The sequence below is a fragment of the Psychrobacter sp. T6-4 genome (assembly GCF_052258425.1).
GTDB lineage: Bacteria > Pseudomonadota > Gammaproteobacteria > Pseudomonadales > Moraxellaceae > Psychrobacter.
This window is the reverse complement of record NZ_JBQQEZ010000008.1, coordinates 121,369-144,760: the sequence shown is the minus strand read 5'-3', so window position 1 is coordinate 144,760 and position 23,392 is coordinate 121,369. Positions and strand designations below refer to the sequence as shown.

Sequence of the window (23,392 nt, the reverse complement as noted above, 5' to 3'; positions counted from 1 at the left end):
TCGGCTTCGGCTTTTTCGGCAGCGATTCTATCGGCTTCGGCTTTTTCGGCAGCGATTCTATCGGCTTCGGCTTTTTCGGCAGCGATTCTATCAGCTTCGGCTTTTTCAGCAGCGATTCTATCGGCTTCGGCTTTTTCGGCAGCGATTCTATCGGCTTCGGCCTTTTCGGCAGCTATTTTCTCAGCAACTAATGTACTCAATGTAGATTGTGCGTCTGTTGCGCTAGCTTCTTTGTTCGCTTCAGCATAGGCAGCTGCTTGTTGATCCGTTAATCCAGCTGTTTTAGCGGCTGCTAACAATTCTAGACGATTAGTTTCGATATTTTCTAACCGTTCTGCCTCAGCTTTTTCAGCCTCAGTTTGCTCTACTATTGGAGGTAGCTTTGTAGCTGGGTCTGAAAAGTTATTACTACCGCTGCTGCTACAGGCAATAATACTTACTGTTAGAACAGCAAGTAAACTTGCTCTCGATAAATACTTTAGATTCATTTTTTTCTCCATTTGAACAAAGGTGTTTGTAATATGTCGATAGAAGAGTTTCGTTCGGTTTGCTCTAGAATAGCTCTTGAAATATATTCGGTTTTAATATGTTACTACATTGTATACAAAAGTGTACAGTAATAATTAAATGTTTGTTTGTTGTTAATTTTTTAATTAATTATTTTGGTTTTATTGTGCATCGACCTACAGGCATTGAAAACCTATCTAAATACTTATTACAAAGAGAAGTTAATTTACTTCATTGTTTTACATAACTTACTTATTTAAAAATTAGGAACTTGCACAATTATGAATAATTCGGCAGAACTTTGCAGATTATCAAAATAAGAGCTACACATTAGTTCTTAGAATAACGAAATTATTGGCATCTAATCATTATGATTGATTATCATGAATTTTATTCATCTTATCTTTAAATAACATCGTTTTTATTCATGTCATGTTCAAGGTATGATTCATCCCATACACAAATTAGCTTTTATCTGATGCCTCGAGGCGAGAGCTATCAGAGTAGTAAAGGGGATTATCATGACACAGCCATTTACCTATACCATATCCAGCATTCGCTTCGATGAAAACTATCAGCCCGCAGACAGCACGCGTCTGACCACGAACTTTGCCAACTTGGCGCGTGGCGAGAGTCGTCAAGACAACCTACGCAAAACGCTGGCGATGATTAACAATCGCTTTAACGATCTTGCGCATTGGGATAACCCGTCAGCCGATCGTTACTCGGTCGAGGTGGATATTATTTCAGCCGATTTATATATCAAGGGCGATGTTGAGGGCAAGGGCGATAGTTTTCCCGTTATCGAAACGCTAAAAACCACCATTGTCGATCACAAGACCAACGAGCGTATCGACGGTATGATTGGCAATAGCTTCTCATCCTACGTGCGCGATTATGATTTTAGTATTGTGTTACCAGAGCACTTTGCAAACCATCCAGATGCGCCGCCGCCAAATGATTTTGGCGTGCTCCATGGCAAACTGTTTCAGCATTTACTACGCTCAGAGGCTTACCAAGCACAATTTGACAAGCAGCCTGTGATTTGCCTAAGTGTCTCAAGCAGCAAAATATATCAGCGTACAGGCAATCAGCATCCAGTGTTAGGGGTTGAATACAGACAAGATGAGCATTCACTCACTGATGATTACTTCTATAAGATGGGCCTCACCGTGCGTTACTTTATGCCTACAGGTAGCGTGGCACCGTTAGCGTTTTATTTTGCAGGAGATTTACTCAGTGATTATAGCGATCTTGAGCTGATTAGCGCGATTGCGACGATGGAGACCTTTCAAAAGATCTATCGACCTGAGATTTATAATGCCAATTCAAGAGCGGGGCAGGTGTATCAGCCAAGCCTTAAGTACCAAGACTATTCACTAACCCAAATCGTCTATGACCGCGCGGAGCGTAGCCAGATGGCAGTGACGCAGGGCAAGTTCACCGAAGATGACTTTATCAAACCGTATCAAACTATCCTTGATGAGTGGGCGGCAAGCTTTGTGCTGAACAATGATAGCGTGAAAAAACGCGCGGCTTAATAATTTAAATAACAAAAAATAGAGACAGTGAATATTATGACATTATTATTACCAACCTCAACCGCAGGCAGTTTGCCAAAACCCTCTTGGCTGGCCGAACCTGAGAAGATTTGGTCTCCTTGGGCGCTAGAAGGGGATCAGCTCATTGAAGCCAAACAGGATGCGCTACGTCTGACATTGCAGGAGCAAAGACACGCGGGCATAGATATCGTTAGCGATGGCGAGCAGACCCGTCAGCATTTTGTGACGACCTTTATTGAGCATCTCGACGGCGTGGATTTTGAGAATCGTAAAACGGTCAAAATTCGTGACCGCTATGAGGCGAGTGTGCCGACAGTGGTGGATGCGGTCAGCCGGCCCAAAGCCGTTTTCGTTGATGACGCCAAATTCCTGCGCGCGCAGACCGATCAGCCGATTAAATGGGCGCTACCTGGGCCCATGACCATGATCGATACGCTGTATGATAGCCATTATAAAAGCCGTGAAAAACTAGCTTGGGAGTTTGCCACCATTCTCAACGCCGAGGCGCGCGAATTAGAAGCGGCTGGCGTGGATATTATTCAGTTCGATGAGCCTGCTTTTAACGTGTTCTTTGATGATGTCAATGACTGGGGTATTGCGACGCTTGAGCGCGCTATCGAAGGCCTCAAGTGCGAGACGGCAGTACATATCTGCTACGGCTACGGTATCAAAGCCAATAATGACTGGAAGAAGACACTGGGTTCAGAGTGGCGTCAATACGAGCAAGCCTTTCCCAAATTGCAACAATCAAGCATCGATATTGTCTCGCTTGAGTGTCAAAACTCGCACGTACCGATAGATTTAATCGAGCTGATACGCGGTAAAAAGGTGATGGTCGGCGCTATCGATGTCGCCACCAATGATATCGAAACGCCCGAACAAGTCGCTGATACGCTACGTAAAGTCCTACAATTCGTCGACGCCGATAAGCTCTATCCGTCGACCAACTGCGGTATGGCCCCTTTGTCACGGCAAGTAGCGCGCGGTAAGCTTGCGGCGTTAAGCGCAGGCGCGGCCATCGTGCGTAATGAGCTAAGCGCTTAGCATTTCTTAACAAGTGCTAGCTTGTTTACCTGCATGCATGGCCTCAGTTACAAGTATAATTATATCCGTGTAGGCTGGGCTTTTAGTTCAGCTTTTATACATTACAAAGTTACAATGCTGGATTGAGCTGGATTGAGCTGGATTGAGCTGGATTGAGCTCGGTTAAAAAACTAGCCTACAGCTAAGCGCATTTGATAAAAAAGCGCTGATAAACTTGAGACTAAATTATGATTGAAGCCACTGACTTTAGAGATGCCATGTCTTTGCTCACAACTGCTGTGAATGTGGTCACGACCAAAGGCGAATCGGGCATTCATGGGTTTACGGCGTCTGCGGTGTGTAGCGTCACCGATACGCCGCCAACGCTGCTTGTTTGCATGAATCAGGCGGCGCGCTCGCATGCGCATTTTTCGGATAATAAAATATTGAGCGTCAATGTATTGGGCGCACAGCATGAGTCTATATCCAACGCCTTTGCTTCTAAATTGGGTTCAAGCGAGCGATTTGAATATGGTCAATGGACTGAGCTGGTCACAGGCGCACCTGTGCTAGAAGATGCGCTCGTGAGCTTCGATTGCGTGATTGACGACATTCAGCAAGTGGGCACGCATAGTATATTTATGTGCCAAGTTGTCGGTATCAAGTATGCTGAACCACAAGACGGGCAACACGAGAGTTTGGTTTATTTTAACCGTGCGTATTCTCGAGTTGGTCAAGTAGACATTACTTAAATTTGCGCGCAAACTCATCGTCAATCAGTGAGATTACCTTTCACTCGTTTAACTCATATAACTTATTCAATACAGAAGCAACTATCCCGTGGAACTTATTATCTTTTTAATTATCGGCGCGCTAGCAGGATTTGCGGCAGGGCTGTTTGGTGTGGGCGGTGGCACGATCATCGTACCGCTACTGTTTATCGTCTTTACGCAAATGGGTTATAGTCCTGACAACATCATGCATCTTGCGCTCGGCACGTCACTAGCCACTATTATCGTCACCTCAATCAGCTCACTGATGGCGCATAATAAAAAAGGCGCGGTGATGTGGCCGGTGTTCAAAAACTTAGCACCAGGGTTAGCGCTAGGCTGTTTCTTTGGCGCTGGGATAGCGGGACAAATCTCAGGGTTGTACTTGCAGCTGATCGTCGGGGTGTTTTTGCTATGGGTCGCCTATAAGATGTTTTTCGGGGTCAAAAAGAAGGTCGCTAGTCAGACTGATACTGTTAGCGGGCTTGAATATGCTCAGACTGAGTTACCGTCAAAACCTAAGCAACTCGCGGCAGGCGGCGTTATCGGTATCGCGTCTGCCATCTTTGGTATTGGTGGTGGCAGCTTAACCGTGCCTTATCTCACTCGCTATAATGTCGTCATGCAAAAAGCGGTGGGCACCTCAGCAGCGTGTGGCCTGCCGATTGCCATAGCTGGCGCGTTAGGGTTTATGTTCTTTGGCATGCAACAGCAGGTCGATGTGCCTAATACCATTGGCTTTGTGCATATTTATGCCTTTTTGGGCATCGCGAGCATGAGCTTTTTTACCGCTAAGCTTGGCGCTAAAGTTGCGCATATCTTATCACCAGAGCTTTTGAAAAAGTGTTTTTCGATATTGCTATTCGTAGTGGGGATTTATTTTCTTTATAAGGGTTTGGTTTGAGAGTCTTTATATTGATGTGTTTAAGATGCAAAATTAACAAACAGAATTATATTGAGTAATACCAAAAACCATACCTAACATAGCAGTCTGTTATAAGTAGTTCCAGTATGGCGGTCTATTTTAAGTGGTATTTTAATAGGTTTGAAGGCTGAAACAGCTGGTTTTCTTAGAGTATGGTCAAGTGCTCACGGCATCTGATTGCTGATGTAGTTAAAAGTGCTGATCATAATTAGTTATTTGCGTAAATATTAATGAATAAACTTAATTATATGTTTATACACCTAATATTTCCGCAAATATTAGGTGTATTTCTCGAATTATTTCCGCATTAGTGCATAATAAACATAAATTAAATACCACAAGGATTAACAAGGTGGCTAATGTAATAGGTATATATACAGGCAAAGATTTAGCCAAAATGCAATCAGAAGGTGGCTCAGCCTATTGGAAAGCAAGGACTGATCGTATTGATAAGGCCGAATATGTCGTTCTTATGAGAAACCATAGAGCACCATGGGCGGTAAAGGATGGCGTTAATCATGGTCAAGCATTCATGATTGGTAAGATCTCAGGTTGGACAGCTTCAAAGGAATACGAAGGAAGGAAGGTAATTCATATTAGTGAATATGCGCTATTACCAGACACTGCTAACTTTAAGAAAGCTTGGAGAAAACTGACAGATGGTCAAAGGTATCCTTTATCTTATATAACGACAGATGACTTACTAGAAAACATTGATCTTGATGTTGAGAGTCTTGAATGGTCTGTCTTTGAAGATAAATCAAAGTCGAAAGATGTAATCAGTGCTATTGATGAAATTTCAGGTGAGCAGGATGAAAATGCATTATCCGATATCATAGCTGAAGCAAAGCATATGGTTGCTTGTGTGGCTGGTATAGATGAGTCTAAAGTAAGTATTCAGATTAATTTCTAACAACCAATACCAACAATATAGAGCCGTAGAGTACATGGTTATGGATAATAATTCTGCTCATGCAATGCAAGTTGATATTGTGAATTCTAGTAATAGAGATATAACTATTGCGGCCTTATATCGACCAAATATGGAATATTTTCCACCATCTATTATTGGCTGCTTCGTTGTCAACGACTACTGGAATGAAAAAGCATTATCAGAGCTACAAGAGACGGTGGGTGCTGATTTCTTGGTGGGACTACAGACAAAAGAAAATAGCTCCAAGCACTTATTTGAACATATGGATATTGTGAAGACCACTATAAAATGTCAGCCTGACCAAGTGGATGATATTATTCAGCTATTAGATATCTATTCTTCACGCTATGTCATATGTTTAAATCTTTATGATATTAAAAGCTTATTTGAATGTAGTAAATCATTTAAGTTTATTCAAACCGGTACGATGGATAATTCTGAACCATGTTCAATACAGGCTGCGACACAAGAATTGGTGAGCCAGATTCCTAGTGCTGATCTTATAAAAGGTATATTCGTCAATCCAGAGAGCAACGAAAGCTTAGCGTTAGATGATTATGCTTATATATCTAACGCTGTAGAGTCAGCCTGTGACAGTTCAGATATATACTATAGCCAAAGCACTGTTGATGCACCTAGCCATTGTTGTTTAAGAGCCATATATGCTGAACCATAATTCAAAAAATAGCGGTGTCCAACTTGTTTAGTCTACCGTGCGTAGTACTTGCACTTGCTACCCTAATTTTTGTGAATGGTATAAGTTATCTTGTATAAGGAAATACTAATATGAAAACAGATGCAAAAATATCAAAGTGCGAGAAATATAGATACTCATTGGAGCGTATATGGGATGAAAATAAATCGCTAGTAGCTTTTATAGCTTTAAATCCATCAACAGCTGATGAGGTTAATAATGATAAGACTATTAAGCGATGTATAGATTTTGCGAAATCTTGGGGGGCAGGTGGGATGTACATGTTTAATGTGTTTGCTTATCGTGCTACAGACCCAACTGATATGAAGGCACAAGAAGATCCTATTGGCTCAGAAAACGATAAATTTTTAGCCAAGCTACCTAAGGTGGATAGAATTATTGTTTGTTGGGGTAATGACGGTCTTCACAGAGATAGGGCTAATCAAGTCAGAGAGATATTAAAAAATACGGAGCAAAATAAATTATACTGCTTAGATATAAATAAAAATGGTGAGCCTAAACACCCTTTGTACGTTCATGGTTCAACTAAGCCAACACTATACGAATATCCTCCAACAACTTTCATCTAACATGACATTTCCTGACATTCATCCCATAACAGTGCTTATGGGAAATAAAAATAATGATCCAAAAGCTCACTGCATGTACACAGCGAAGTACACTGTGACTATTTCAGCAAGTTAAAACCTTGATATCATTAGCCTACAGTCAAGGTTTTAAGTCCTCACTAGGGACTGGAACATTCAGAACTCTCCACCCAAGAAAATTCTTCCAAAACATTCATCCATTGCTCATCCAACTCTGCTTTTAAGAGCAAAGGCTCACCCGTAACAGGATGCCTAAGCGCTAAACTCTGAGCATGTAATAGCATACGCTCGCAACCATATTGACTACGAAAAAATCGATTATGCCGTCCATCACCGTGGCTCGTATCTCCTACGATATGATGAAAGACATGTCTCATATGACGACGTAACTGATGCTTACGACCCGTCTCAGGCGTTAAGCGCACGAGACTATAGCGAGTCGTATCATGCTTCTTTGATACCGCAAAAGGTAGCTCAATTTGTGCCAAACTCTGCCAATGGGTCACCGCCTCTTGCGAGGGTTTGTCTAAGTCCGCAAACTTATCAGCAATAGCATCAGGCTTAAAGCTCAAGGCATAATCAACCACTCCTTGCTCGGGCATAAACCCGCGCACTACCGCTAAATACTGCTTGGTAACCTTATGCTTAGTAAAAGCTTCGTTAAGGCTGCGTGCAACACTTGGGCTTTTGGCAAAGAGCAACACGCCTGATGTTGGCTTATCTAACCTATGCACTGGAAACACGTGACAACCTACGGCATCACGAGTGAGTTGCATAGCAAAGCGCGTCTCACCTTTATCCAGCCAACTGCGATGCACGAGTAAACCTGCTTCTTTATTTATCGCTACCATAAATTCATCTTCGTAGATGATTTCTATTGGCTTAGCATTGTCGGTGTCATTTTCTATATTCATGTGCTCTAGGCTTTTAATCTTAGAAGGGGTTGCCATAATAGTTTCCCTACTTCATATCGAATACTAAACAAGTGGTCGTGGCATGAGCGTAGAGTTTACCATCTGGCCCCACAATACGACCTTCAGCGGTCGCTGTCTGCCGACCGACGTGAATGATATTAGCCTCAGCACGTACTAATGGGATATCTTTGGTCAAGGCACGAATCATATTTACCTTGATCTCAAGTGTGGTATAGCCTTTGCCAGCAGGTAGGGTTGAGTGAATAGCGCAGGCCACAGCAGAGTCAAGAATAGTACAGAACCAACCGCCATGCACGCTGCCTAATGGATTGTAATGCTGCTCAGCGGGTCGGCCTTGAAAGATGGCATGACCATCCTTTATCTGAATAGGAATAAAATCAAGCGTTGCACCAATGGGGGCTGAGGGCAGGTCTCCTGCAAACATAGCATCAAAAACCGCTTGACCGCTTACGCTTGACATCTCTTTAGGCGATGCCACTCCTGCAGAACCTAACGTAGCTCGCACCTGTAACTCGTCAGCTTCCCAACTGGCAGTCATGTCGGTGTCTATTGTTGTATTACTCATGACATTATCCTTTTTATAATATTTATATTTAATTTGAGGGTTATGATAGCTCTAAAAGCTGGCTCATATACTATTCACCTAAACTATTTTGTAGGAATTAGAGACGGTTGCTTATAGTAGCGATTGTCTTATATTTGATACTAAATAAAATAGATACGTCGGATTATAGCGCAAGATTGAAATGAATTTTTCTTGCGTACTGTGCTACGCCGACAGATGCTGCAAAAAAACCATTTCAACCTCGCTGTATTGCTTTTATATTAAACTGACGATAGTAAGTCGATCTATTAGCAAATAAATAATACTCTATTTATAAGTTTAGCTCGTTTGTCCAACATAAGTGGTTTTAAGAAAATCTGTTTTAAGTAGACGGTAACTTTCTTTACAGGGCCGCTCGTAGGGTTCTGATAGGGTATACCTTATCTTAGTATATAGAGAAGCATAAATAATGAATAAGTCAGACTCTAAACGCGTGACTGTGTGGACGGTTATTAATTTACTCGTTTTCTTTGCTACTTTAGCCGTGAATTATCTAGGCGCGTCTGGATTTTTTAATGGTATGGGGCAGGCTGCGGTCTCAAGTAAATATCAAACGCTACTGACCCCGAATGGTTTTGCTTTCTCGATTTGGGGCGTTATTTATACGCTTGTTTTTACGACTCTCGTCACCCTTTTTATAAAAAGAAAAGATCCTGCCGTTGCTAAACTTATCGGACGCATATCTGGGCTATTCGTGCTTAGTAGCTTATTTAACATGGCATGGATTGTGGCTTTTTCTTATGAAAGAGTAGGGCTGTCAACCCTGTTTATAGTGGGTATATTAGTGTCGCTCATGGCTATCGTGCATAGACTTTATAACGCACGAGGGAAAGTTACCTTCACTTTAGCAGGGATAGCTTTTAGCCTTTACGCCTCGTGGGTGTTTGTCGCGACGATTTTGAATACGGCTATCCTAGCGGTTAAGCAAGACTGGCAGGGCTTTGGAATCTCATCTTCAGTTTGGACCATTATCGTCTTACTGGTCATAGTGGCTGTGGTTGTAGGCTATGTGCGGCACTATCGAAATGCCGTCTTTCCCATTGCCGTCGCTTGGGCATACTTTGGTATCTATAGCGCCTACATTAATGGGCTAGTGGCTCCCTCATTAGCAGTGGTCATTCAAATGGTTTTAGTACTTGGTATCGCTGTATTGATAGCGTTGGCAGTCTATACTTTTTATAAAAACCGCTATGCTATTTTTCCGCCTACTAGAGTGCGATAATTTTTAGTATTTTTATAATGTCTAATAAAAAATCCCCACTACTATCAAGACAGTAGTGGGGATTTTTTACGCTCATTTTTACGCTTTAAACCTATTCAACCGTAACGCTTTTTGCAAGATTTCTAGGCTGATCGACGTCCGTACCGCGCATGACGGCTACGTGATACGAGAGTAATTGTACCGGCACGCTATAGACGATCGGCGCAAGATCTTCGCAGACATCAGGCACATAGACCACATGCAAGCGATCCTCTGCGACCATTTTGCTCGACTCACCTGCGAATACAAACAGCTCACCGTGACGGGCGTGCACTTCTTGCATATTGGCTTTGAGCTTATCGAACATACTGTCCTTTGGTGCCAGTACGACAATAGGCATGTCCTTGTCAACGAGAGCAAGTGGCCCGTGTTTTAGCTCGCCTGCTGCATAACCTTCGGCATGAATGTAGGAGATCTCTTTTAGCTTAAGCGCGCCCTCAAGAGCGATTGGAAACTGTAGACCGCGACCTAGGAACAAGCAGCTTTTTTTATCCTCAAAGCTCTCACTCATGGTTTTGATTGCCGCATTGAGATGAAGGCTGGCGTACAGTTGCCCCGGTAGCTTATTAAGACTCTTAATCAAGGTCTTTAAACGCGAGTTATCGATACGCTGTTGAACCACACCAATTTTGAGCACTAGCAGCATTAAGGCGACAAGCTGCGTGGTAAAGGCTTTGGTGGAGGCGACGCCAATCTCAGGACCTGCGTGCGTCGGCAAAAAGATATCCGTCTCACGCACCAAGGATGACGTTGGTACATTACATAGCGCCAAGCTCACCAGTCCTGCTGGGCTTTGTTTTTGCGTATCGCGTAGTGCCGATAACGTATCAGCGGTCTCACCCGATTGTGAGATACAGATGATAAGTGAGTGATCAACGACGACGGGATTACGGTAGCGGAACTCGCTTGCGATCTCAACGGAGCAGGGCAGGCGGGTTAAGTTTTCAAACCAGTATTTGGCGACCATGCCCGCGTGATAGCTCGTACCACAAGCGATGACTTGAATATGACGGATGCCAGATAGCTTGTCACTATGACGCGCCAAAAAGTCATCACGCAAGCTTGTCGTGCTGCTATCTATCGCCATATCTAACGTGCGCGAGACTGCATCAGGCTGCTCGTAGATCTCTTTAAGCATGTAGTGTTTGAACTCGCCTTTATCCGCGTTGTGCTGGGCCGCATCGATCTCGTTGATAGAGCGCTCGACCTCCACGCCATCGGCGTAAACGGTAATGCTATCGCGCGTGATGCGTGCGATATCGCCTTCTTCTAAGTACATAAAGCGATTGGTTACTGGTAGCAAAGCCAGCTGATCTGAGGCAATAAAGTTCTCACCAATACCGACACCGATGACCAGCGGTGAGCCAAGACGTACGGTGATGAGCTCATCTGGGCTATCGACATGGACGATACCCAAGGCAAACGCGCCGTGCAGTTTAGGAATGACCGCACGTACCGCTTCTAATAGATCTTGCGTCTGTTTATACAGATCATGGATTAAATGAGCGACGACCTCAGTATCGGTCTGCGAGGTAAACTCGTAGCCTTTGGCAATCAAGTCTTCTTTGAGTTCGCTATAGTTCTCGACGATACCATTGTGGACGACGGCGATTTTGCCAGAGATATGCGGGTGAGCATTACGCTTGGCAGGCTCACCGTGGGTGGCCCAGCGCGTATGTGCGATGCCAATATGACCGTTCAAACCATCAGGATTTTGTGCAACAGCATCGACTAGCGCTTGCACTTTGCCCACTTGACGCTCGCGATGCAATTCACCATCACGAATCACTGTGAGACCCGCCGAGTCATAGCCACGGTACTCCAAACGTTTGAGACCTTCAATCAAGATACTGGCAATATTACGCTCAGCGACAGCGCCTACGATTCCGCACATAGCGATTCCTTTTTTAAAATGGTTATTTGTGAGATGACAGCTATTTATAAAGCGATTAGCAGTCAAACCGTTTATATGTATCAATTACGCTATAAGCCGCACAGTAATCTATTATCACTGTACGGCTTATCATTATTTGTTAACTAGCCATTACTTTTTGGTTTTTACTGGGCGCTCAAAGTCGTCCTTTTGGGTTTGTCTAGCACGGCCAAAGGCTAGAGCGTTGGCATCCACGTCTTTGGTAATGACTGACCCTGCCGCTACAGTCGCCGTGTCACCAATAGTCACTGGGGCGACTAAGCTAGAGTTTGAACCGATAAAGGCATTGTCTTTAATAATGGTTTGCGATTTGTTCGCGCCGTCATAGTTACAGGTGATGGTACCTGCGCCAATATTGGCACTCGTGCCGATAGTGGCATCGCCAATGTAGCTTAGATGATTGACCTTGCTGCCTTGACCGATGACTGACTTTTTGATTTCAACAAAATTACCAACTTTGCTATTATCAGCCAACACGGTATCAGGACGCAGATGCGCAAAAGGCCCAACATCGACGCCAGCGCCAATCTGGGCATGATCAATAACGCAGTATGGTTTGAGATGACAAGCATCGCCAATACTGGCGTTTTTGATCACGCAGCCGGCTTCTATATAGACGTTATCGCCTAAGACGCAATCGCCTTCAAATACCACGCCGACATCGACGAATACATCCTGTCCTGCGCTGAGGCTACCACGAATATCAACGCGCGCAGGGTCAGCAAACTGCACGCCTGCTTCTTGCAAATCAGCGATGAGCTTGCCTTGCCAAGAGCGCTCAAGACTGGCGAGCTGCTGACGATTATTCACGCCTTCGATCTCAAAGGCATGCTCGGGCTCAATAGCTGTAATAGTAATGCCATCAGCGACCGCCATTTTGACGATATCAGTAAGGTAGTACTCACCTTGGGCGTTGTCATTTGACAGCTTGGGCAAATATTTATGTAGCAGGGCATTATCAACACAATAGATACCGCTATTGATCTCAGTTATCTTTTGCTCAGCATCATTTGCGTCTTTTTGCTCGACGATAGCTTCTATGTTGCCTTCACTGTCACGTTTGATACGGCCCAAACCAAAAGGATTGTCTACGGTAAGGGTTAGCATCGAGATACCGTCAGTGTTAGCCGCTTGCAAGTTAGCTAAAGTGGCTGCACTCACAAGAGGAACGTCACCATAGAGAATAAGACTTTGACCCTCTTGTGGTAATTCATCAAGAGCGACTTTGACCGCATGTCCTGTGCCTAACTGCTCAGTTTGTGCAACCCACGTCAGTGACAGATGTGCATATTGACTATCCATTGCCGACTGGACTTGATCACCGCCAAACCCATAGACCACCACAGTATTATCTACCGTCAAATGATGACAAGTCTCAAGGACGTGACCCAGTAGCGGTTTGCTTGCCAAAGTCTGTAGTACCTTAGGCTTTGCTGACTGCATACGCGTGCCTTTGCCAGCTGCTAGGATAACCACAGATAAAGATGTTTTGATAGACGCTGACATTTCACGTACTCCACAAATGTAACAAAATATAATTTTGAATTATAACGTAAAAAAGCCTAGAAGTCATATCCAGATGGCAAGGTTTATGACTGATAGGCTTGATACTATTAAGAAAAATACAATGCTAGGTATAAAAGTAGACAGTTAGAGCATTAGCCCCGCCATAGCGATAAGCCAAACAAAAGCAGCCATTATGCCTGCGATAATGTCATCGAGCATAATACCTAAGCCACCTGCGACCTTTTTATCGGCCCAGCCAATAGGCGGCGGCTTAATGATGTCAAAAAACCGAAAAAATACAAAGGCGATAATAAGGGAGAAAATAGAAGTGGCCTCAAAAATGTCTTGCCAAAAGCTAGTAGTGGTCACGCCCAAATAAGAAAAGGGCAAAAGTGTAATCCACATGCCTGCCCACTCATCCCAGACGATGTGTGGGTCATCATGGACTTGCATAAGTACCGATGTGCGCCCGCATATCCAAATACCGATGATACTCGATAAGATAGTAATGATAAGAAAGGGAATAAAACCCAAACTCATCAAAGGAATGGCGACGATAAGGCCACCAACGGTGCCCCAAGTACCTGGTGCGCGGCGCGGCAAACCACTACCCAGACCGATACCAAGCCAATAGACGATGCGATCAAGTAGGCTTGCTGTAGCGGGCAGGCGCGGGCAGTCATTAGCTTTACTGATATCAGGCTTATGGTTGTCGGACGTATCGTTGGTCATGGGCTAACCTATAAAATGTTGGTAACCGCTTAAGTTGGGCAAGCTGGTAAAAGGCGCGGGGCTTGCTGTGGTCACAGGCTGACCTTTATAAAACAGCTTGGGATAAGGCTTACTAGCGCTGTTATTAGCGCTTGTATCTGGATCTATTAGTGCCAAAGCCGTCACCTCACCAATGCATGTGATCTGAGTATTGGTTTTATTATCAAAGGTGGCTGCAATATCAGCAGGCAAAGTAAAAGCCAGCTCATAATCATCACCACCTGTCAGCTGATATTGCAAGCGCTCTGCGAGATCTATACTAGATAGTGCTGAACTAGTAGGTAAGTCGTCAAGGTTAAGCTGTATCACAACGCCGCTTTGCTGACAGATATGTCCAAGGTCTTGATACAAACCATCTGAGATATCGATCATTGAGGTCGCACCAATCTGCGCGAGTGCTGTGCCCAAAGCGATACGCGGGGTTGGCATATGCAAACGATGTGCAAGCTGCGCTCCGATAGCCGTATCAGTATGATTTAGCGCGTAAGCGGCATCACCAATACTGCCAGATACATAGACCTTGTCACCGACCTGCGCCCCTGAGCGATAAATGGCAGGCGTACTTGCATTTAAGTAGCCTTGCGCACTGATGCTAAGTACCAAAGTCTCGCTACGCGTGGTATCACCGCCGATCAAAGTCACTCCAAATGACGTGCACGCGTGAAATAGACCTTTGGCAAAATCGCTTAGCCAAGTCTCATTTGCTAAGCGTTCTGGTAATGCCAGCGCCAGCAAGATACTGTGCGGAGTTGCGCCCATAGCCGCAATATCTGAGATATTAACGGCGACAGCTTTATAACCAATAGCAAAGGCTAGCTGATTAATCTCATCCCAGTCCGCGCTAAAGTGTCTGCCCTGAACTAAAGTATCAATACAGCTGACCAAGCGCGAGTCCGCTGGCAGTTTGATTACTGCAGCATCATCGCCGATACTTTTTTCGATACCGTTTGCGACGCCAGCCTCTATTTGCTCAGCGTCCTGCAATCCTAAAAATATCTGCTCGATCAGCTCAAACTCGTTCATGGTTAGTCTTTTACTTCAGAGCTACTATTATCAGAGCTAGGGTCTTTAGAGCTATCCTCTTTATTGTCATTGTCTTGTGATGGTTCAGAGGTTTTATCTGCATCGCTAAGCAAATTAGAGTTCTCTAAGCCGATATCTGCTGCATCGGTAGTTGCTAACAGTTTGTCTGTCTCTACCATACTGTCATCTTTTGGCGTTGTTGTCACCGCGTCATCGGCTACGGTAATAGGATTACTTTCGCTATCGATATTAGCTATAGTGTTGGCTGTGTCTTGCTCTGTATCTTGAGAGGTCGTGATTGGCTTGGTCGCCAGTTTTTTGCTGGCTTGTTTGGTTGCTGTGCCCGCGCTCGGTTTATTAGGACGAATGCGTTTAACACCTGTTTTATTCGCGCTGATACGCGGCTTGTTCGATGCGGTGGGCGCGTCGGTATAAGTCTCAGGTTGCACAGCGCTCTGGTCTTCATCTTGACTGGTCCTTGCTTGTTTGCTTGCCGCCTTTTGTGAGGTGCGTAGATTGGCTTTGCTGTCCGCTTGTACTTCAACGGCGCGTAATTGTATCGCCATTCTATCGAGTACGGCATTAATTAATTTGTGCGCGTCGGTTGCGCCAAAGTGATTGTTCAGCTTCATCGCCTCATCAAGCACCACTTTATACGGAATCTCTAAGCGGTGCTGTAACTCGTAAGCACCGATGAGCAAGATAGCGTGCTCAACAGTATCTAACTTCTCAATCCCGCGATCTAGCTGCTCAGCGATCAGCGCGTCCAAAGCGTCTATTTGCTCCGGAATATCGCGCATCATCTCGTGATAGTAGCCGATATGTACGGTATGCATAGCATTGGTCGCGCGCGTACGGGCAGCGATGTCATGCGGGGCATTGTCCTTCCAGCTACGCTTGTCTGTCGTATCAAAACGGCGGTCAGTGACCAGCCACTCATACAGACCCTGCATAGCAAAACGCCGCGCTTTACGCACGGCAGTATGACTGGTCTTATACGAGGATTCACTGACATCGAAATGTTGCTCATCGTCGCGGGCGGGCGTTTGAGTGATAGGATCAGTCTGTGCGTCATTCAGAGCGCGCTTGAGTTGGTCAGTCATAAGAGGTGAATACCTAAATGTTAAGATGTTAAATAGTGGTCGATTCGCAATTTGCCAATCTGTCGTCATGCTGTAGCGCTAAGACTTTAAACCTTAGCACTATTTAATGGTTATTACTTACCTGAACATACACTTTTATGTAGGGCTAAGGCCTCAGCCGATATGCCCTACAACAATAATGTATTAACGATTAAATTTAAGCGTCATCGCTATCATCGCGAGCATCATAGTCATCTTCAACATCTAATTGCGATAATACCGCTAGCATCTCAAGTACGACCATCGCCGCATCGCTGCCTTTGTTACCCGCTTTAGTACCCGCGCGCTCAATAGCTTGCTCAATACTGTCGGTGGTCAAAACGCCATTAGCAACAGGGATATTATAGTCAGTGGCAACGCCGCTTAAGCCTTTGGCAGATTCGCTGGCAACAAAATCAAAATGCGGCGTGCTACCACGAATGACTGCGCCCAAAGCGATAATCGCGTCAAAACGATCTGATTCAGCGGCTCGCTGGGCGACAAGCGGTAGCTCATAAGCGCCCGGTACGCGAACGACTGTGATATTGCTGCCCAAAACGCCATGACGAAGCAGGGCATCGATTGCGCCATCAACTAAAGACTCTACGATAAAAGCGTTAAAGCGACCGACGACGATACCGATACGAGCGTCTTTGTTTTGATGTAAATTGCCATCGATATGAGTGATGTTAGCGCGCTGCTGTTGTAAGTTTGACATAGAGGTATCCTTAGATTTATAACTATTAAAATGCAATTAAATAACGGGTTTTAACTATTGATTGACTATCCAATCAGTAAAAATATATAAGTGGCGCTATGATAGCATTTTTACGACTTTATTTGTGGATTAGCTGACTCTGGTAACCTTAATATAAACACCTTGTAACGCTCTACAAACGCATGGTTATTCCTTGCGCTGCCATGTAAGCTTTGGCCTCACCAACAGTGAATTCACCAAAGTGAAAAATACTGGCTGCAAGGACAGCATCGACGCCGCCTTGCAGTACGCCTTGGGCTAAATGCTCAAGGTTACCAACGCCGCCTGAGGCGATAACTGGAATGTTCACTTGATCGGTAATCTGCTTCATCAGTGCCAGATCATAGCCCTTTTTGGTGCCATCGCCATCCATTGAGGTGACGAGCAGCTCACCTGCACCCAGAGCTGCCATTTTGACTGCCCAAGCGACAGCGTCAATACCCGTCGGTTTGCGCCCGCCATGGGTAAATATCTCCCAGCGCGGCATAAGTATGCCGTTGACATCGATATCGGCGACGCGCTTGGCATCGATAGCAACGACGATGCATTGATTACCAAATTTCTGCGCTGCCTCCCCAACGAATTCTGGCGTAAACACCGCTGCTGAATTAATCGCCACTTTATCCGCGCCAGCATTGAGCAAATTGCGTATGTCGCTGATTTTGCGCACGCCGCCGCCAACGGTTAGCGGCACAAACACCGTCTCTGCCATACGCTCAACGGTATGATACGTGGTATCACGCGCGTCACTGGTCGCGGTAATGTCCAAAAAGGTAATCTCATCTGCGCCCTGTTCATTGTAGCGACGCGCCACTTCTACAGGGTCGCCTGCATCGATAATGTCGACGAATTGCACGCCTTTGACCACGCGCCCATTGTCCACATCCAAACAGGGAATAATACGTTTTGCTAGCATTTTATCTCACTCTTAATTACATTAAGTCAGTCAAAAACTTCATTGAAGCATTCTAACAAAATTGGAGCGCTTATATCGTGTTTAGTCGATACTGATATCATAATCTACTTTGTACAAATCAACAGTGACCACGCCGCTTACGCATGATGAGAGCGGGCACGCTGATCAGCTCAAAACCCTTCTTATTTATACAAAGGGTAGACGTTTCACGCTTGGTCATAAATTTTCGGTATAATGTCGCCTAAAATGCTCGCAACATTTACATGCCGCTATTAAAGAGAAGCTTATGTCCGTCTATACCCAGCTCACCGATGATCAATTTGCCGCCTTTTGCTCAAGCTTTGGGGTAGCGTTTGCCCGCGCCATTCCCATCACGCAAGGTATCAAAAACTCGAACTGGTTTATTCAGACCACAGATGACAGCGAGGGTGAATACTCTTATGTGTTTACCTTATTTGAAGAGCGCCCGCCTGCTGATATCGAAAAAATGGCAGTGATTTTGGGTCAATTGGACGGCACTTTACCCGTTGCTGCGCCACTACCTATTATCGAGATTGACGCCGCGCAAGCCGCTACTGATAAAAACAATGACAAGCGCTACGTCATCCATTATGAAGACAAAGCCATCACGGTCGTGCCCTGCTTGTCGGGGGCGCATCCCAAACAAACGACTACAGCGATGTGTTACGAGATCGGCGCGGCGCTGGCGATGCTGCATGAGACTTTGCAAGAATTGCAGCCCAGCGAAGACTATGGGGTAGCGCTATATCCATGGATCGATGTACGCGACCGTGAGATACAGTTTATGCCAAGTGACGAGGCCAAATTGATGAGTGATATTTGGCAGTCGTATGAAAAGCTATCGCTGGATAAATTACCCAAAGGCCTTTGTCATCTCGATATGTTCGCGGACAATACCTTGTGGGATTTGACCAAAGGTAAAGAGACACTTACAGGCTTATTGGACTTCACTGAAGTGAGCGTCGATCATTATGTGATGGATATTGCCATTACTATTAATGACTTTTGTACCACGTGGGGCGATGCTGAACAAGGCGAATCGGTAGATTTTGATCGTCATAAAATGACCGCATTCTTGCAAGGCTATGAGTCCAAGCGCGCACTTGATAGCGATGAGAAACGAGCCTTGCCAGTGATGCTGGCCAAAGCGGCGGTTATCTTTTGGCTACTACGTCTTAATGTCATTCATTACAACCGTACTGAAGGACGTAGTGGCGACAACATCATGGTCAAAAACCCTGATTTGATGAAACGCCTTGCCGCTTATCACTACTCGCACGTCGAAAAAGATCAAGATAGCGTCTTTGTCCTTGAGCATACACGGTTTGAAGAGGATGATACGGACAAAGATATCGCTGATTTTAAACTCATTGGCGTGTTCGCTAGCGAATCTCAAGCACAGGCGGCTATTGAGCAACTAAAGACGCAGCCAGGCTTTGAGGATTATCCCAATGGCTTCCATATTGATGAATATCCACTGGGTCAAATCAACTGGTCTTCAGGGTTTGTCATTTATTAAAATATTCAACACGCCCTAATACTAATTGAGTTCACTTGCCAATGATAAAAGCCTATACACTAAAGGTTAAGCGGTACTAATATTCATCTCAATTATGTTCATGTCATTTGCTCATTTGCATATGACCTTTTAGAGCCTGACCATTTAAAGTAAGGACACCTTTATGAGCGATCAAGTCGATAATTGGCATAAGCTGGCTCGTTTTGATACCAATATGCAAGGCGAATTAAACGCTAATTTGCTACGTAACAACGGCATTACCGTCTCGTTGCAGGCGCTAAGCGCGATTCCAGGGATGAACTCTGGCGTAGTGCTATGGGTACAAGATACCGATTTGGCGCAAGCTCAGCGCATCTTGGGCGGCGTCAGTAGTGCAACAGATGGCGAAGCACTCTTAGATCAAATGAGTGATGCCGAGCTGGGCATTGTACCAGATAGCCCAAAACCTTCATAGAACATAACCGAGCACAAAAATAGTCAAACACCAAGACAACTAAGCACCAAGACAATAAAGGCGGAAGCAGATACATGTGTCAACTTTTAGGAATGAACTGTAATACCCCAACCGATATCGGCTTTAGCTTTTCAGGCTTTCGTCGCCGCGGCGGTATGACTGACCATCATGAGGACGGTTTTGGTATTGCATTCTTTGAGCGTAGTGAGTGCATGCAAAATGGTAATGTATCCAACCTCTCAACAGGCCTGCGCTTATTCCATGACAACCGCCCAAGCCATTTATCGCCCGTTGCCGACCTAGTCAATAACTATCCGATCAAAGCGATGAATGTCATCGCTCATATCCGTAAAGCCACGCAAGGTCAAAATTGCTTAGCTAACACTCATCCGTTCGTGCGTGAAGTCTGGGGCGAGCAGTGGGTATTTGCGCACAACGGGCAGATGAATAGCGAATTTATAAAACGCTGCGAGCGCTTACAAGAAAACGGCAATGCCTCGCACTGTCAGCCTGTGGGTAACACGGATTCTGAAATGGCGTTTTGCTATTTGATTAACCGCCTCAAAAGCAGCTTTAAATCGCGTCCTGATAATGAGACGTTGTTTAACTTTTTGACGACGCAGTGCCGATATCTATCTGCTAACGGTCTGTTTAATTGCCTGATATCAAATGGCGAATGGCAACTGGCGTACGCGGGCAGTCTGCTATTTTATCTCACCCGCCAAGCGCCCTTTGGCAAGGCAGAACTCGCTGATGATGAGATATCGATTAACTTTGGTGATGTGACTGCTGACACCGATAAAACGACCATTTTAGTGACCGTACCGCTAACTAAAAATGAGAAATGGCAGCAAATAGCAGTCAATGAGTGCCTAATATTCCAAGAGGGTGACGTCGTCTATAAGAACAGCCCAAGCCAGCGTAAGTTTTTGACGGTTGAGGAGGGGATTGCCATTGCACGGGCAGTTGGGGCGAGTGTTTAGAGGTATAGCCCACAACACCTTTTAAACTTCTCCCCAGACCCGCAAATACAGGGCTGTTTTTGACTAACACTCATATCTACTGTCGGATCTAAAAAATACCAGCGCTCACTGTTATCTGCTCTGTTTTTCGCCTTCACAAAGGTAGAGCGCTCATGATGGGCTTGCAAGTCATCCATTTTATTAGCTTCATTATAATAAGCTTTAAACTCCACCTGTGCATGACGTTTACCCAGCTTTGGCGTGTGCTGAACGATTTCTAATCCCGCCCAAGGCGTCTCGCGTGCCCAGCTCTCAATTGACTTGATATCAAGTAGTGCTTGCTGCGCGGGCACAGTCGTCTTAACAATATATTCAGGTTTGATGAGCACAAAAGCGCTATAGCGAGTACGCATCAAACGTTCCGCAGTCTCAGCTTTACTGACACCTTTATGATACGGCTGACAACAGTCGCTATAAGCCAGTGGCGCTTCTACCCTAGCTACTAGATTTGTTTGGCAAGGACATAATGGCATACCGTACCCTTATAGCTCTTTATTTAGTTATCTTAACGCAAATAGTTCTCTATCATCGCAGGTAACATACCCACTCTAAGCTGCGCCCAAGGTTGAGGATCGCGCAATTGCTGCCAAAACTCGGTAAAGGGCGGCGCAAAATATATCAGTACGGCTATCAGAACATAGAGCAGCAAGTACCAGCCTTTATCTTTATGCGCATAAAACTTCATCGCTGTGCCCGATGAGCGCTTCATTGTCATACCCATTAGGTTGACGCTGTAGAGCTCATCTAAAGCGAGATGCACCAGCGCCCCGCCAAACAAAAACAGCCCAAAGAACCAACTAGCCGCTAACGCATTGCCAAGTACATAATAGCTCAAGCTCACTAGACCTAACCCTAATACTGCCATATAAGGCACCGAGTGAATAACGCCGCGGTGTACCGTCATTTTGGTAAAGATATTGAAAACAATGTAACGCATAAATCCATAACCTGCCAGCCATAGCGCTATGAGGGACAGTAAGCTCAGCTCGCTACGCCAATGCATCACCAGCCCAAAGGCGAATACAAAGGAAGCCATATTAAAGCCAAGCTTGATCGGTGTTGAGTTATCCGAGTCCAAATCAGGGAGCAGCCCGCCCATCGTGCCAAGCGCTACGCACATCAAAAACCCAGAATCATCAATGAGTCCAGCCTTATAGACCGTCAATGCTGTCAGCCCACTAATAGCAAAAGCGCCATTTAAGTGGGTATTAAAATTTGCCATATATTCTCGTTATCATTAGCGCTAAAGGGTGAGATTACCTAACTAAAAAGCGCTTTATGATACCATAGCCAAGCCAAATGCCTGCTAGAGATACTTGTCATGAGTCCCATTGATTTACCCGTTACCGTCCATTCGAACAATGCAATAAATGCTAAAAAATCACTTTTTGCTAACATCGACTGGCAAGCACCGTGGTTATGTCATTTAAGCCAACTCACTTATTTGAGCCAAACCATAGAGCAGCTAAGTGCTGCGCATAATAATAGTGCGACTTTTGATAATACCGAACACTTAGACGTTGTCGCTGGCGTTTTAAATATAGCTTTAATACAGCAAAGTGACGACTCACAAATACCGCAGCCGACTACGAAACCTGCGCTTGATCATGACAGGCATACCCTTAACTTTGTCTCGCAAAACGTGCTACCAGAGGGCGTAGGCTACGAGCAGTTTATCGGCTCAACAGGCAATATTCCGACTCGTGATAACTTGCATGATTTATTTAATGGTAGTATTTGGCTCACCTTTCCCAAGACCAAAGCTGTGCTCAATTATTATCATATGCTCGAGATAAGCAAGCGAAGCGATGAACAAGACAGCGACGAACAAGATAATCAAAGCAATCGCGGACGCGTGCGCGATACGATCACCGTGTTTGACGAAAATGGGGCGGTGTCAGTGACCTCGAACCCTAGCGTTGGCGAGGCCTTGATTAATTTTGATTGGCAAGGCTGTTTGATTGCGCCGCGTGCTAGTTGGGATAATCCAAAGCAGCCCCATGCTGATGCGCAAGCTGCGGTTTATATCTTTGGTCATGCGCTACTTGAACAGCTCATTACGCCGCGCAAACCCTTGTGCGCCCATAGTGTCATTATTAATGTCGATCAGAACTTCTTTGCCTTATCGATACCTGAGCGTATAGCGTTTTTGGACGACGCTCTTGCCGATTATATGGATAGGCTTTTGTCAAAAGAGGACGTCATCCCGCGCCATTTATCGCCGTTACCTATCTTAGGTGTGCCGCATTTTTGGGCGGATAACAGCGATACAAGTTTTTATGAGGATAAGTTTGTCTTTCGTAGTGGTCGCCATCGTCCAAAATAAAGACGTTTTATAAGTAGTATAGGACTAAGCTGTTATTTTGATTATCCTTTTGGTTACTATTCATCAACGACTTAGTGTTAACAACTGTGCTCTTATTTGCTATGGTAGAAGAGTACTAATGCTGACAGTTATAAGAGTAATTATAGGTGCTGTCAGCGCAGTAGAATCGCAGCACCCGCGATATTTTATGAGCAGTGATA

The 23,392-nt window shown here is 44.9% G+C and carries 23 protein-coding genes and 1 pseudogene; 12 read left to right on the top strand and 12 right to left on the bottom strand.

Translation table 11 applies throughout. From position 1 onward, the window contains the following. A pseudogene (locus ACTXGE_RS07680) lies at positions 1-488 on the bottom strand (hypothetical protein); the annotation flags it as partial. Between the two features lie 540 nt (positions 489-1,028). Between ACTXGE_RS07680 and ACTXGE_RS07675 the strand changes: the two are divergent. The 7 genes from ACTXGE_RS07675 to ACTXGE_RS07645 all read left to right on the top strand — a co-directional run bounded on the left by ACTXGE_RS07675 (position 1,029) and on the right by ACTXGE_RS07645 (position 7,005). Next, positions 1,029-2,048 (top strand): DUF1852 domain-containing protein, encoded by a 1,020-nt coding sequence (locus tag ACTXGE_RS07675; RefSeq protein ID WP_443542663.1) that lies wholly within the window; start codon positions 1,029-1,031, stop codon positions 2,046-2,048. A 36-nt stretch (positions 2,049-2,084) separates the two neighbouring features. After that, positions 2,085-3,113 carry a methionine synthase gene (locus ACTXGE_RS07670; protein ID WP_443542664.1) on the top strand — a complete coding sequence of 343 codons (1,029 nt, stop codon included), beginning with the start codon at positions 2,085-2,087 and terminating at the stop codon, positions 3,111-3,113. 227 nt (positions 3,114-3,340) lie between these two features. After that, entirely contained in the window at positions 3,341-3,844 is a 504-nt protein-coding gene (locus ACTXGE_RS07665; RefSeq protein WP_443542666.1) for a flavin reductase, read from the top strand. Positions 3,845-3,932: 88 nt separating this feature from the next. Beyond that, entirely contained in the window at positions 3,933-4,766 is an 834-nt protein-coding gene (locus ACTXGE_RS07660) for a sulfite exporter TauE/SafE family protein (RefSeq protein ID WP_443542668.1), read from the top strand. A 373-nt stretch (positions 4,767-5,139) separates the two neighbouring features. Further along, complete coding sequence (locus ACTXGE_RS07655; protein WP_435949850.1) at positions 5,140-5,700, top strand: hypothetical protein; 561 nt, start codon at positions 5,140-5,142, stop codon at positions 5,698-5,700. A gap of 40 nt (positions 5,701-5,740) precedes the next feature. Beyond that, a complete protein-coding gene (locus tag ACTXGE_RS07650) occupies positions 5,741-6,397 on the top strand; it encodes a hypothetical protein (RefSeq protein WP_435949849.1) in 657 nt (218 codons plus the stop codon). Between the two features lie 110 nt (positions 6,398-6,507). After that, on the top strand, positions 6,508-7,005 hold the full coding sequence (locus ACTXGE_RS07645; RefSeq protein WP_435949848.1) for a DUF1643 domain-containing protein: 498 nt from the start codon (positions 6,508-6,510) through the stop codon (positions 7,003-7,005). A gap of 158 nt (positions 7,006-7,163) precedes the next feature. On the opposite strand, the gene truC is transcribed toward ACTXGE_RS07645, so the two are convergent. Together truC and ACTXGE_RS07635 are read right to left on the bottom strand one after the other, a co-directional pair. After that, positions 7,164-7,937, bottom strand: coding sequence for a tRNA pseudouridine(65) synthase TruC (gene truC, locus ACTXGE_RS07640; protein WP_443542812.1), 774 nt, complete (start codon positions 7,935-7,937; stop codon positions 7,164-7,166). A 46-nt stretch (positions 7,938-7,983) separates the two neighbouring features. Further along, a complete protein-coding gene (locus tag ACTXGE_RS07635; RefSeq protein WP_443542671.1) occupies positions 7,984-8,523 on the bottom strand; it encodes a PaaI family thioesterase in 540 nt (179 codons plus the stop codon). Between the two features lie 448 nt (positions 8,524-8,971). Between ACTXGE_RS07635 and ACTXGE_RS07630 the strand changes: the two genes are divergently transcribed. After that, positions 8,972-9,784 carry a TspO/MBR family protein gene (locus tag ACTXGE_RS07630; protein WP_443542673.1) on the top strand — a complete coding sequence of 271 codons (813 nt, stop codon included), beginning with the start codon at positions 8,972-8,974 and terminating at the stop codon, positions 9,782-9,784. Between the two features lie 91 nt (positions 9,785-9,875). Here the strand turns inward: ACTXGE_RS07630 and glmS are convergent, their stop codons facing one another. The 7 genes from glmS to hisF form a co-directional block, all read right to left on the bottom strand. After that, positions 9,876-11,717, bottom strand: coding sequence for a glutamine--fructose-6-phosphate transaminase (isomerizing) (gene glmS / locus ACTXGE_RS07625; RefSeq protein WP_443542675.1), 1,842 nt, complete (start codon positions 11,715-11,717; stop codon positions 9,876-9,878). Between the two features lie 150 nt (positions 11,718-11,867). Then, positions 11,868-13,262 carry a bifunctional UDP-N-acetylglucosamine diphosphorylase/glucosamine-1-phosphate N-acetyltransferase GlmU gene (gene glmU, locus ACTXGE_RS07620; RefSeq protein WP_443542676.1) on the bottom strand — a complete coding sequence of 465 codons (1,395 nt, stop codon included), beginning with the start codon at positions 13,260-13,262 and terminating at the stop codon, positions 11,868-11,870. 144 nt (positions 13,263-13,406) lie between these two features. Further along, complete coding sequence (locus ACTXGE_RS07615; protein WP_443542677.1) at positions 13,407-13,994, bottom strand: phosphatidylglycerophosphatase A family protein; 588 nt, start codon at positions 13,992-13,994, stop codon at positions 13,407-13,409. 3 nt (positions 13,995-13,997) lie between these two features. Then, complete coding sequence (thiL, locus tag ACTXGE_RS07610; RefSeq protein ID WP_443542679.1) at positions 13,998-15,056, bottom strand: thiamine-phosphate kinase; 1,059 nt, start codon at positions 15,054-15,056, stop codon at positions 13,998-14,000. A gap of 2 nt (positions 15,057-15,058) precedes the next feature. Continuing rightward, the gene (gene nusB / locus ACTXGE_RS07605; protein ID WP_443542681.1) at positions 15,059-16,159 is read right to left on the bottom strand and encodes a transcription antitermination factor NusB; all 1,101 of its coding nucleotides are present in this window, start codon (positions 16,157-16,159) and stop codon (positions 15,059-15,061) included. Positions 16,160-16,355: 196 nt separating this feature from the next. Continuing rightward, positions 16,356-16,895 carry a 6,7-dimethyl-8-ribityllumazine synthase gene (ribH, locus tag ACTXGE_RS07600; protein WP_317199996.1) on the bottom strand — a complete coding sequence of 180 codons (540 nt, stop codon included), beginning with the start codon at positions 16,893-16,895 and terminating at the stop codon, positions 16,356-16,358. A gap of 172 nt (positions 16,896-17,067) precedes the next feature. Further along, positions 17,068-17,850: an imidazole glycerol phosphate synthase subunit HisF gene (hisF, locus tag ACTXGE_RS07595; RefSeq protein ID WP_435949840.1), complete on the bottom strand. Its 783-nt coding sequence runs from the start codon at positions 17,848-17,850 to the stop codon at positions 17,068-17,070. Positions 17,851-18,136: 286 nt separating this feature from the next. On the opposite strand from hisF, the gene ACTXGE_RS07590 reads away from it, so the two are divergent. The 3 genes from ACTXGE_RS07590 to ACTXGE_RS07580 all read left to right on the top strand — a co-directional run bounded on the left by ACTXGE_RS07590 (position 18,137) and on the right by ACTXGE_RS07580 (position 20,827). Beyond that, positions 18,137-19,390 carry a homoserine kinase gene (locus ACTXGE_RS07590; RefSeq protein WP_443542684.1) on the top strand — a complete coding sequence of 418 codons (1,254 nt, stop codon included), beginning with the start codon at positions 18,137-18,139 and terminating at the stop codon, positions 19,388-19,390. Between the two features lie 163 nt (positions 19,391-19,553). Beyond that, positions 19,554-19,844: a putative signal transducing protein gene (locus ACTXGE_RS07585; RefSeq protein WP_435949838.1), complete on the top strand. Its 291-nt coding sequence runs from the start codon at positions 19,554-19,556 to the stop codon at positions 19,842-19,844. A 74-nt stretch (positions 19,845-19,918) separates the two neighbouring features. After that, positions 19,919-20,827 (top strand): class II glutamine amidotransferase, encoded by a 909-nt coding sequence (locus ACTXGE_RS07580; RefSeq protein WP_435949837.1) that lies wholly within the window; start codon positions 19,919-19,921, stop codon positions 20,825-20,827. Here the strand turns inward: ACTXGE_RS07580 and ACTXGE_RS07575 are convergent. After that, positions 20,824-21,339, bottom strand: coding sequence for a YchJ family protein (locus tag ACTXGE_RS07575; RefSeq protein WP_443542686.1), 516 nt, complete (start codon positions 21,337-21,339; stop codon positions 20,824-20,826). The two genes, ACTXGE_RS07580 and ACTXGE_RS07575, sit on opposite strands and share 4 nt — an antisense overlap. Positions 21,340-21,371: 32 nt before the next feature. Further along, positions 21,372-22,088: a metal-dependent hydrolase gene (locus ACTXGE_RS07570; protein ID WP_443542688.1), complete on the bottom strand. Its 717-nt coding sequence runs from the start codon at positions 22,086-22,088 to the stop codon at positions 21,372-21,374. 99 nt (positions 22,089-22,187) lie between these two features. On the opposite strand from ACTXGE_RS07570, the gene ACTXGE_RS07565 reads away from it, so the two are divergent. Next, positions 22,188-23,192, top strand: a complete 1,005-nt coding sequence (locus ACTXGE_RS07565; RefSeq protein ID WP_443542689.1) for a DUF3025 domain-containing protein — start codon at positions 22,188-22,190, stop codon at positions 23,190-23,192. Positions 23,193-23,392 lie beyond the last annotated feature (200 nt).

Coding starts and splice junctions, on each gene's coding strand:
- ACTXGE_RS07650 (WP_435949849.1), top strand. CDS start 5,741: ATGGATAATAATTCTGCTCATGCAATGCAAGTTGATATTGTGAATTCT.
- ACTXGE_RS07575 (WP_443542686.1), bottom strand. CDS start 21,339: ATGCCATTATGTCCTTGCCAAACAAATCTAGTAGCTAGGGTAGAAGCG.
- ACTXGE_RS07585 (WP_435949838.1), top strand. CDS start 19,554: ATGAGCGATCAAGTCGATAATTGGCATAAGCTGGCTCGTTTTGATACC.
- ACTXGE_RS07635 (WP_443542671.1), bottom strand. CDS start 8,523: ATGAGTAATACAACAATAGACACCGACATGACTGCCAGTTGGGAAGCT.
- hisF (WP_435949840.1), bottom strand. CDS start 17,850: ATGCTAGCAAAACGTATTATTCCCTGTTTGGATGTGGACAATGGGCGC.
- truC (WP_443542812.1), bottom strand. CDS start 7,937: ATGAATATAGAAAATGACACCGACAATGCTAAGCCAATAGAAATCATC.
- nusB (WP_443542681.1), bottom strand. CDS start 16,159: ATGACTGACCAACTCAAGCGCGCTCTGAATGACGCACAGACTGATCCT.
- ACTXGE_RS07670 (WP_443542664.1), top strand. CDS start 2,085: ATGACATTATTATTACCAACCTCAACCGCAGGCAGTTTGCCAAAACCC.
- ACTXGE_RS07590 (WP_443542684.1), top strand. CDS start 18,137: ATGTCCGTCTATACCCAGCTCACCGATGATCAATTTGCCGCCTTTTGC.
- ACTXGE_RS07580 (WP_435949837.1), top strand. CDS start 19,919: ATGTGTCAACTTTTAGGAATGAACTGTAATACCCCAACCGATATCGGC.
- glmU (WP_443542676.1), bottom strand. CDS start 13,262: ATGTCAGCGTCTATCAAAACATCTTTATCTGTGGTTATCCTAGCAGCT.
- ACTXGE_RS07665 (WP_443542666.1), top strand. CDS start 3,341: ATGATTGAAGCCACTGACTTTAGAGATGCCATGTCTTTGCTCACAACT.
- ACTXGE_RS07630 (WP_443542673.1), top strand. CDS start 8,972: ATGAATAAGTCAGACTCTAAACGCGTGACTGTGTGGACGGTTATTAAT.
- ribH (WP_317199996.1), bottom strand. CDS start 16,895: ATGTCAAACTTACAACAGCAGCGCGCTAACATCACTCATATCGATGGC.
- ACTXGE_RS07675 (WP_443542663.1), top strand. CDS start 1,029: ATGACACAGCCATTTACCTATACCATATCCAGCATTCGCTTCGATGAA.
- glmS (WP_443542675.1), bottom strand. CDS start 11,717: ATGTGCGGAATCGTAGGCGCTGTCGCTGAGCGTAATATTGCCAGTATC.
- thiL (WP_443542679.1), bottom strand. CDS start 15,056: ATGAACGAGTTTGAGCTGATCGAGCAGATATTTTTAGGATTGCAGGAC.
- ACTXGE_RS07565 (WP_443542689.1), top strand. CDS start 22,188: ATGAGTCCCATTGATTTACCCGTTACCGTCCATTCGAACAATGCAATA.
- ACTXGE_RS07570 (WP_443542688.1), bottom strand. CDS start 22,088: ATGGCAAATTTTAATACCCACTTAAATGGCGCTTTTGCTATTAGTGGG.
- ACTXGE_RS07615 (WP_443542677.1), bottom strand. CDS start 13,994: ATGACCAACGATACGTCCGACAACCATAAGCCTGATATCAGTAAAGCT.
- ACTXGE_RS07645 (WP_435949848.1), top strand. CDS start 6,508: ATGAAAACAGATGCAAAAATATCAAAGTGCGAGAAATATAGATACTCA.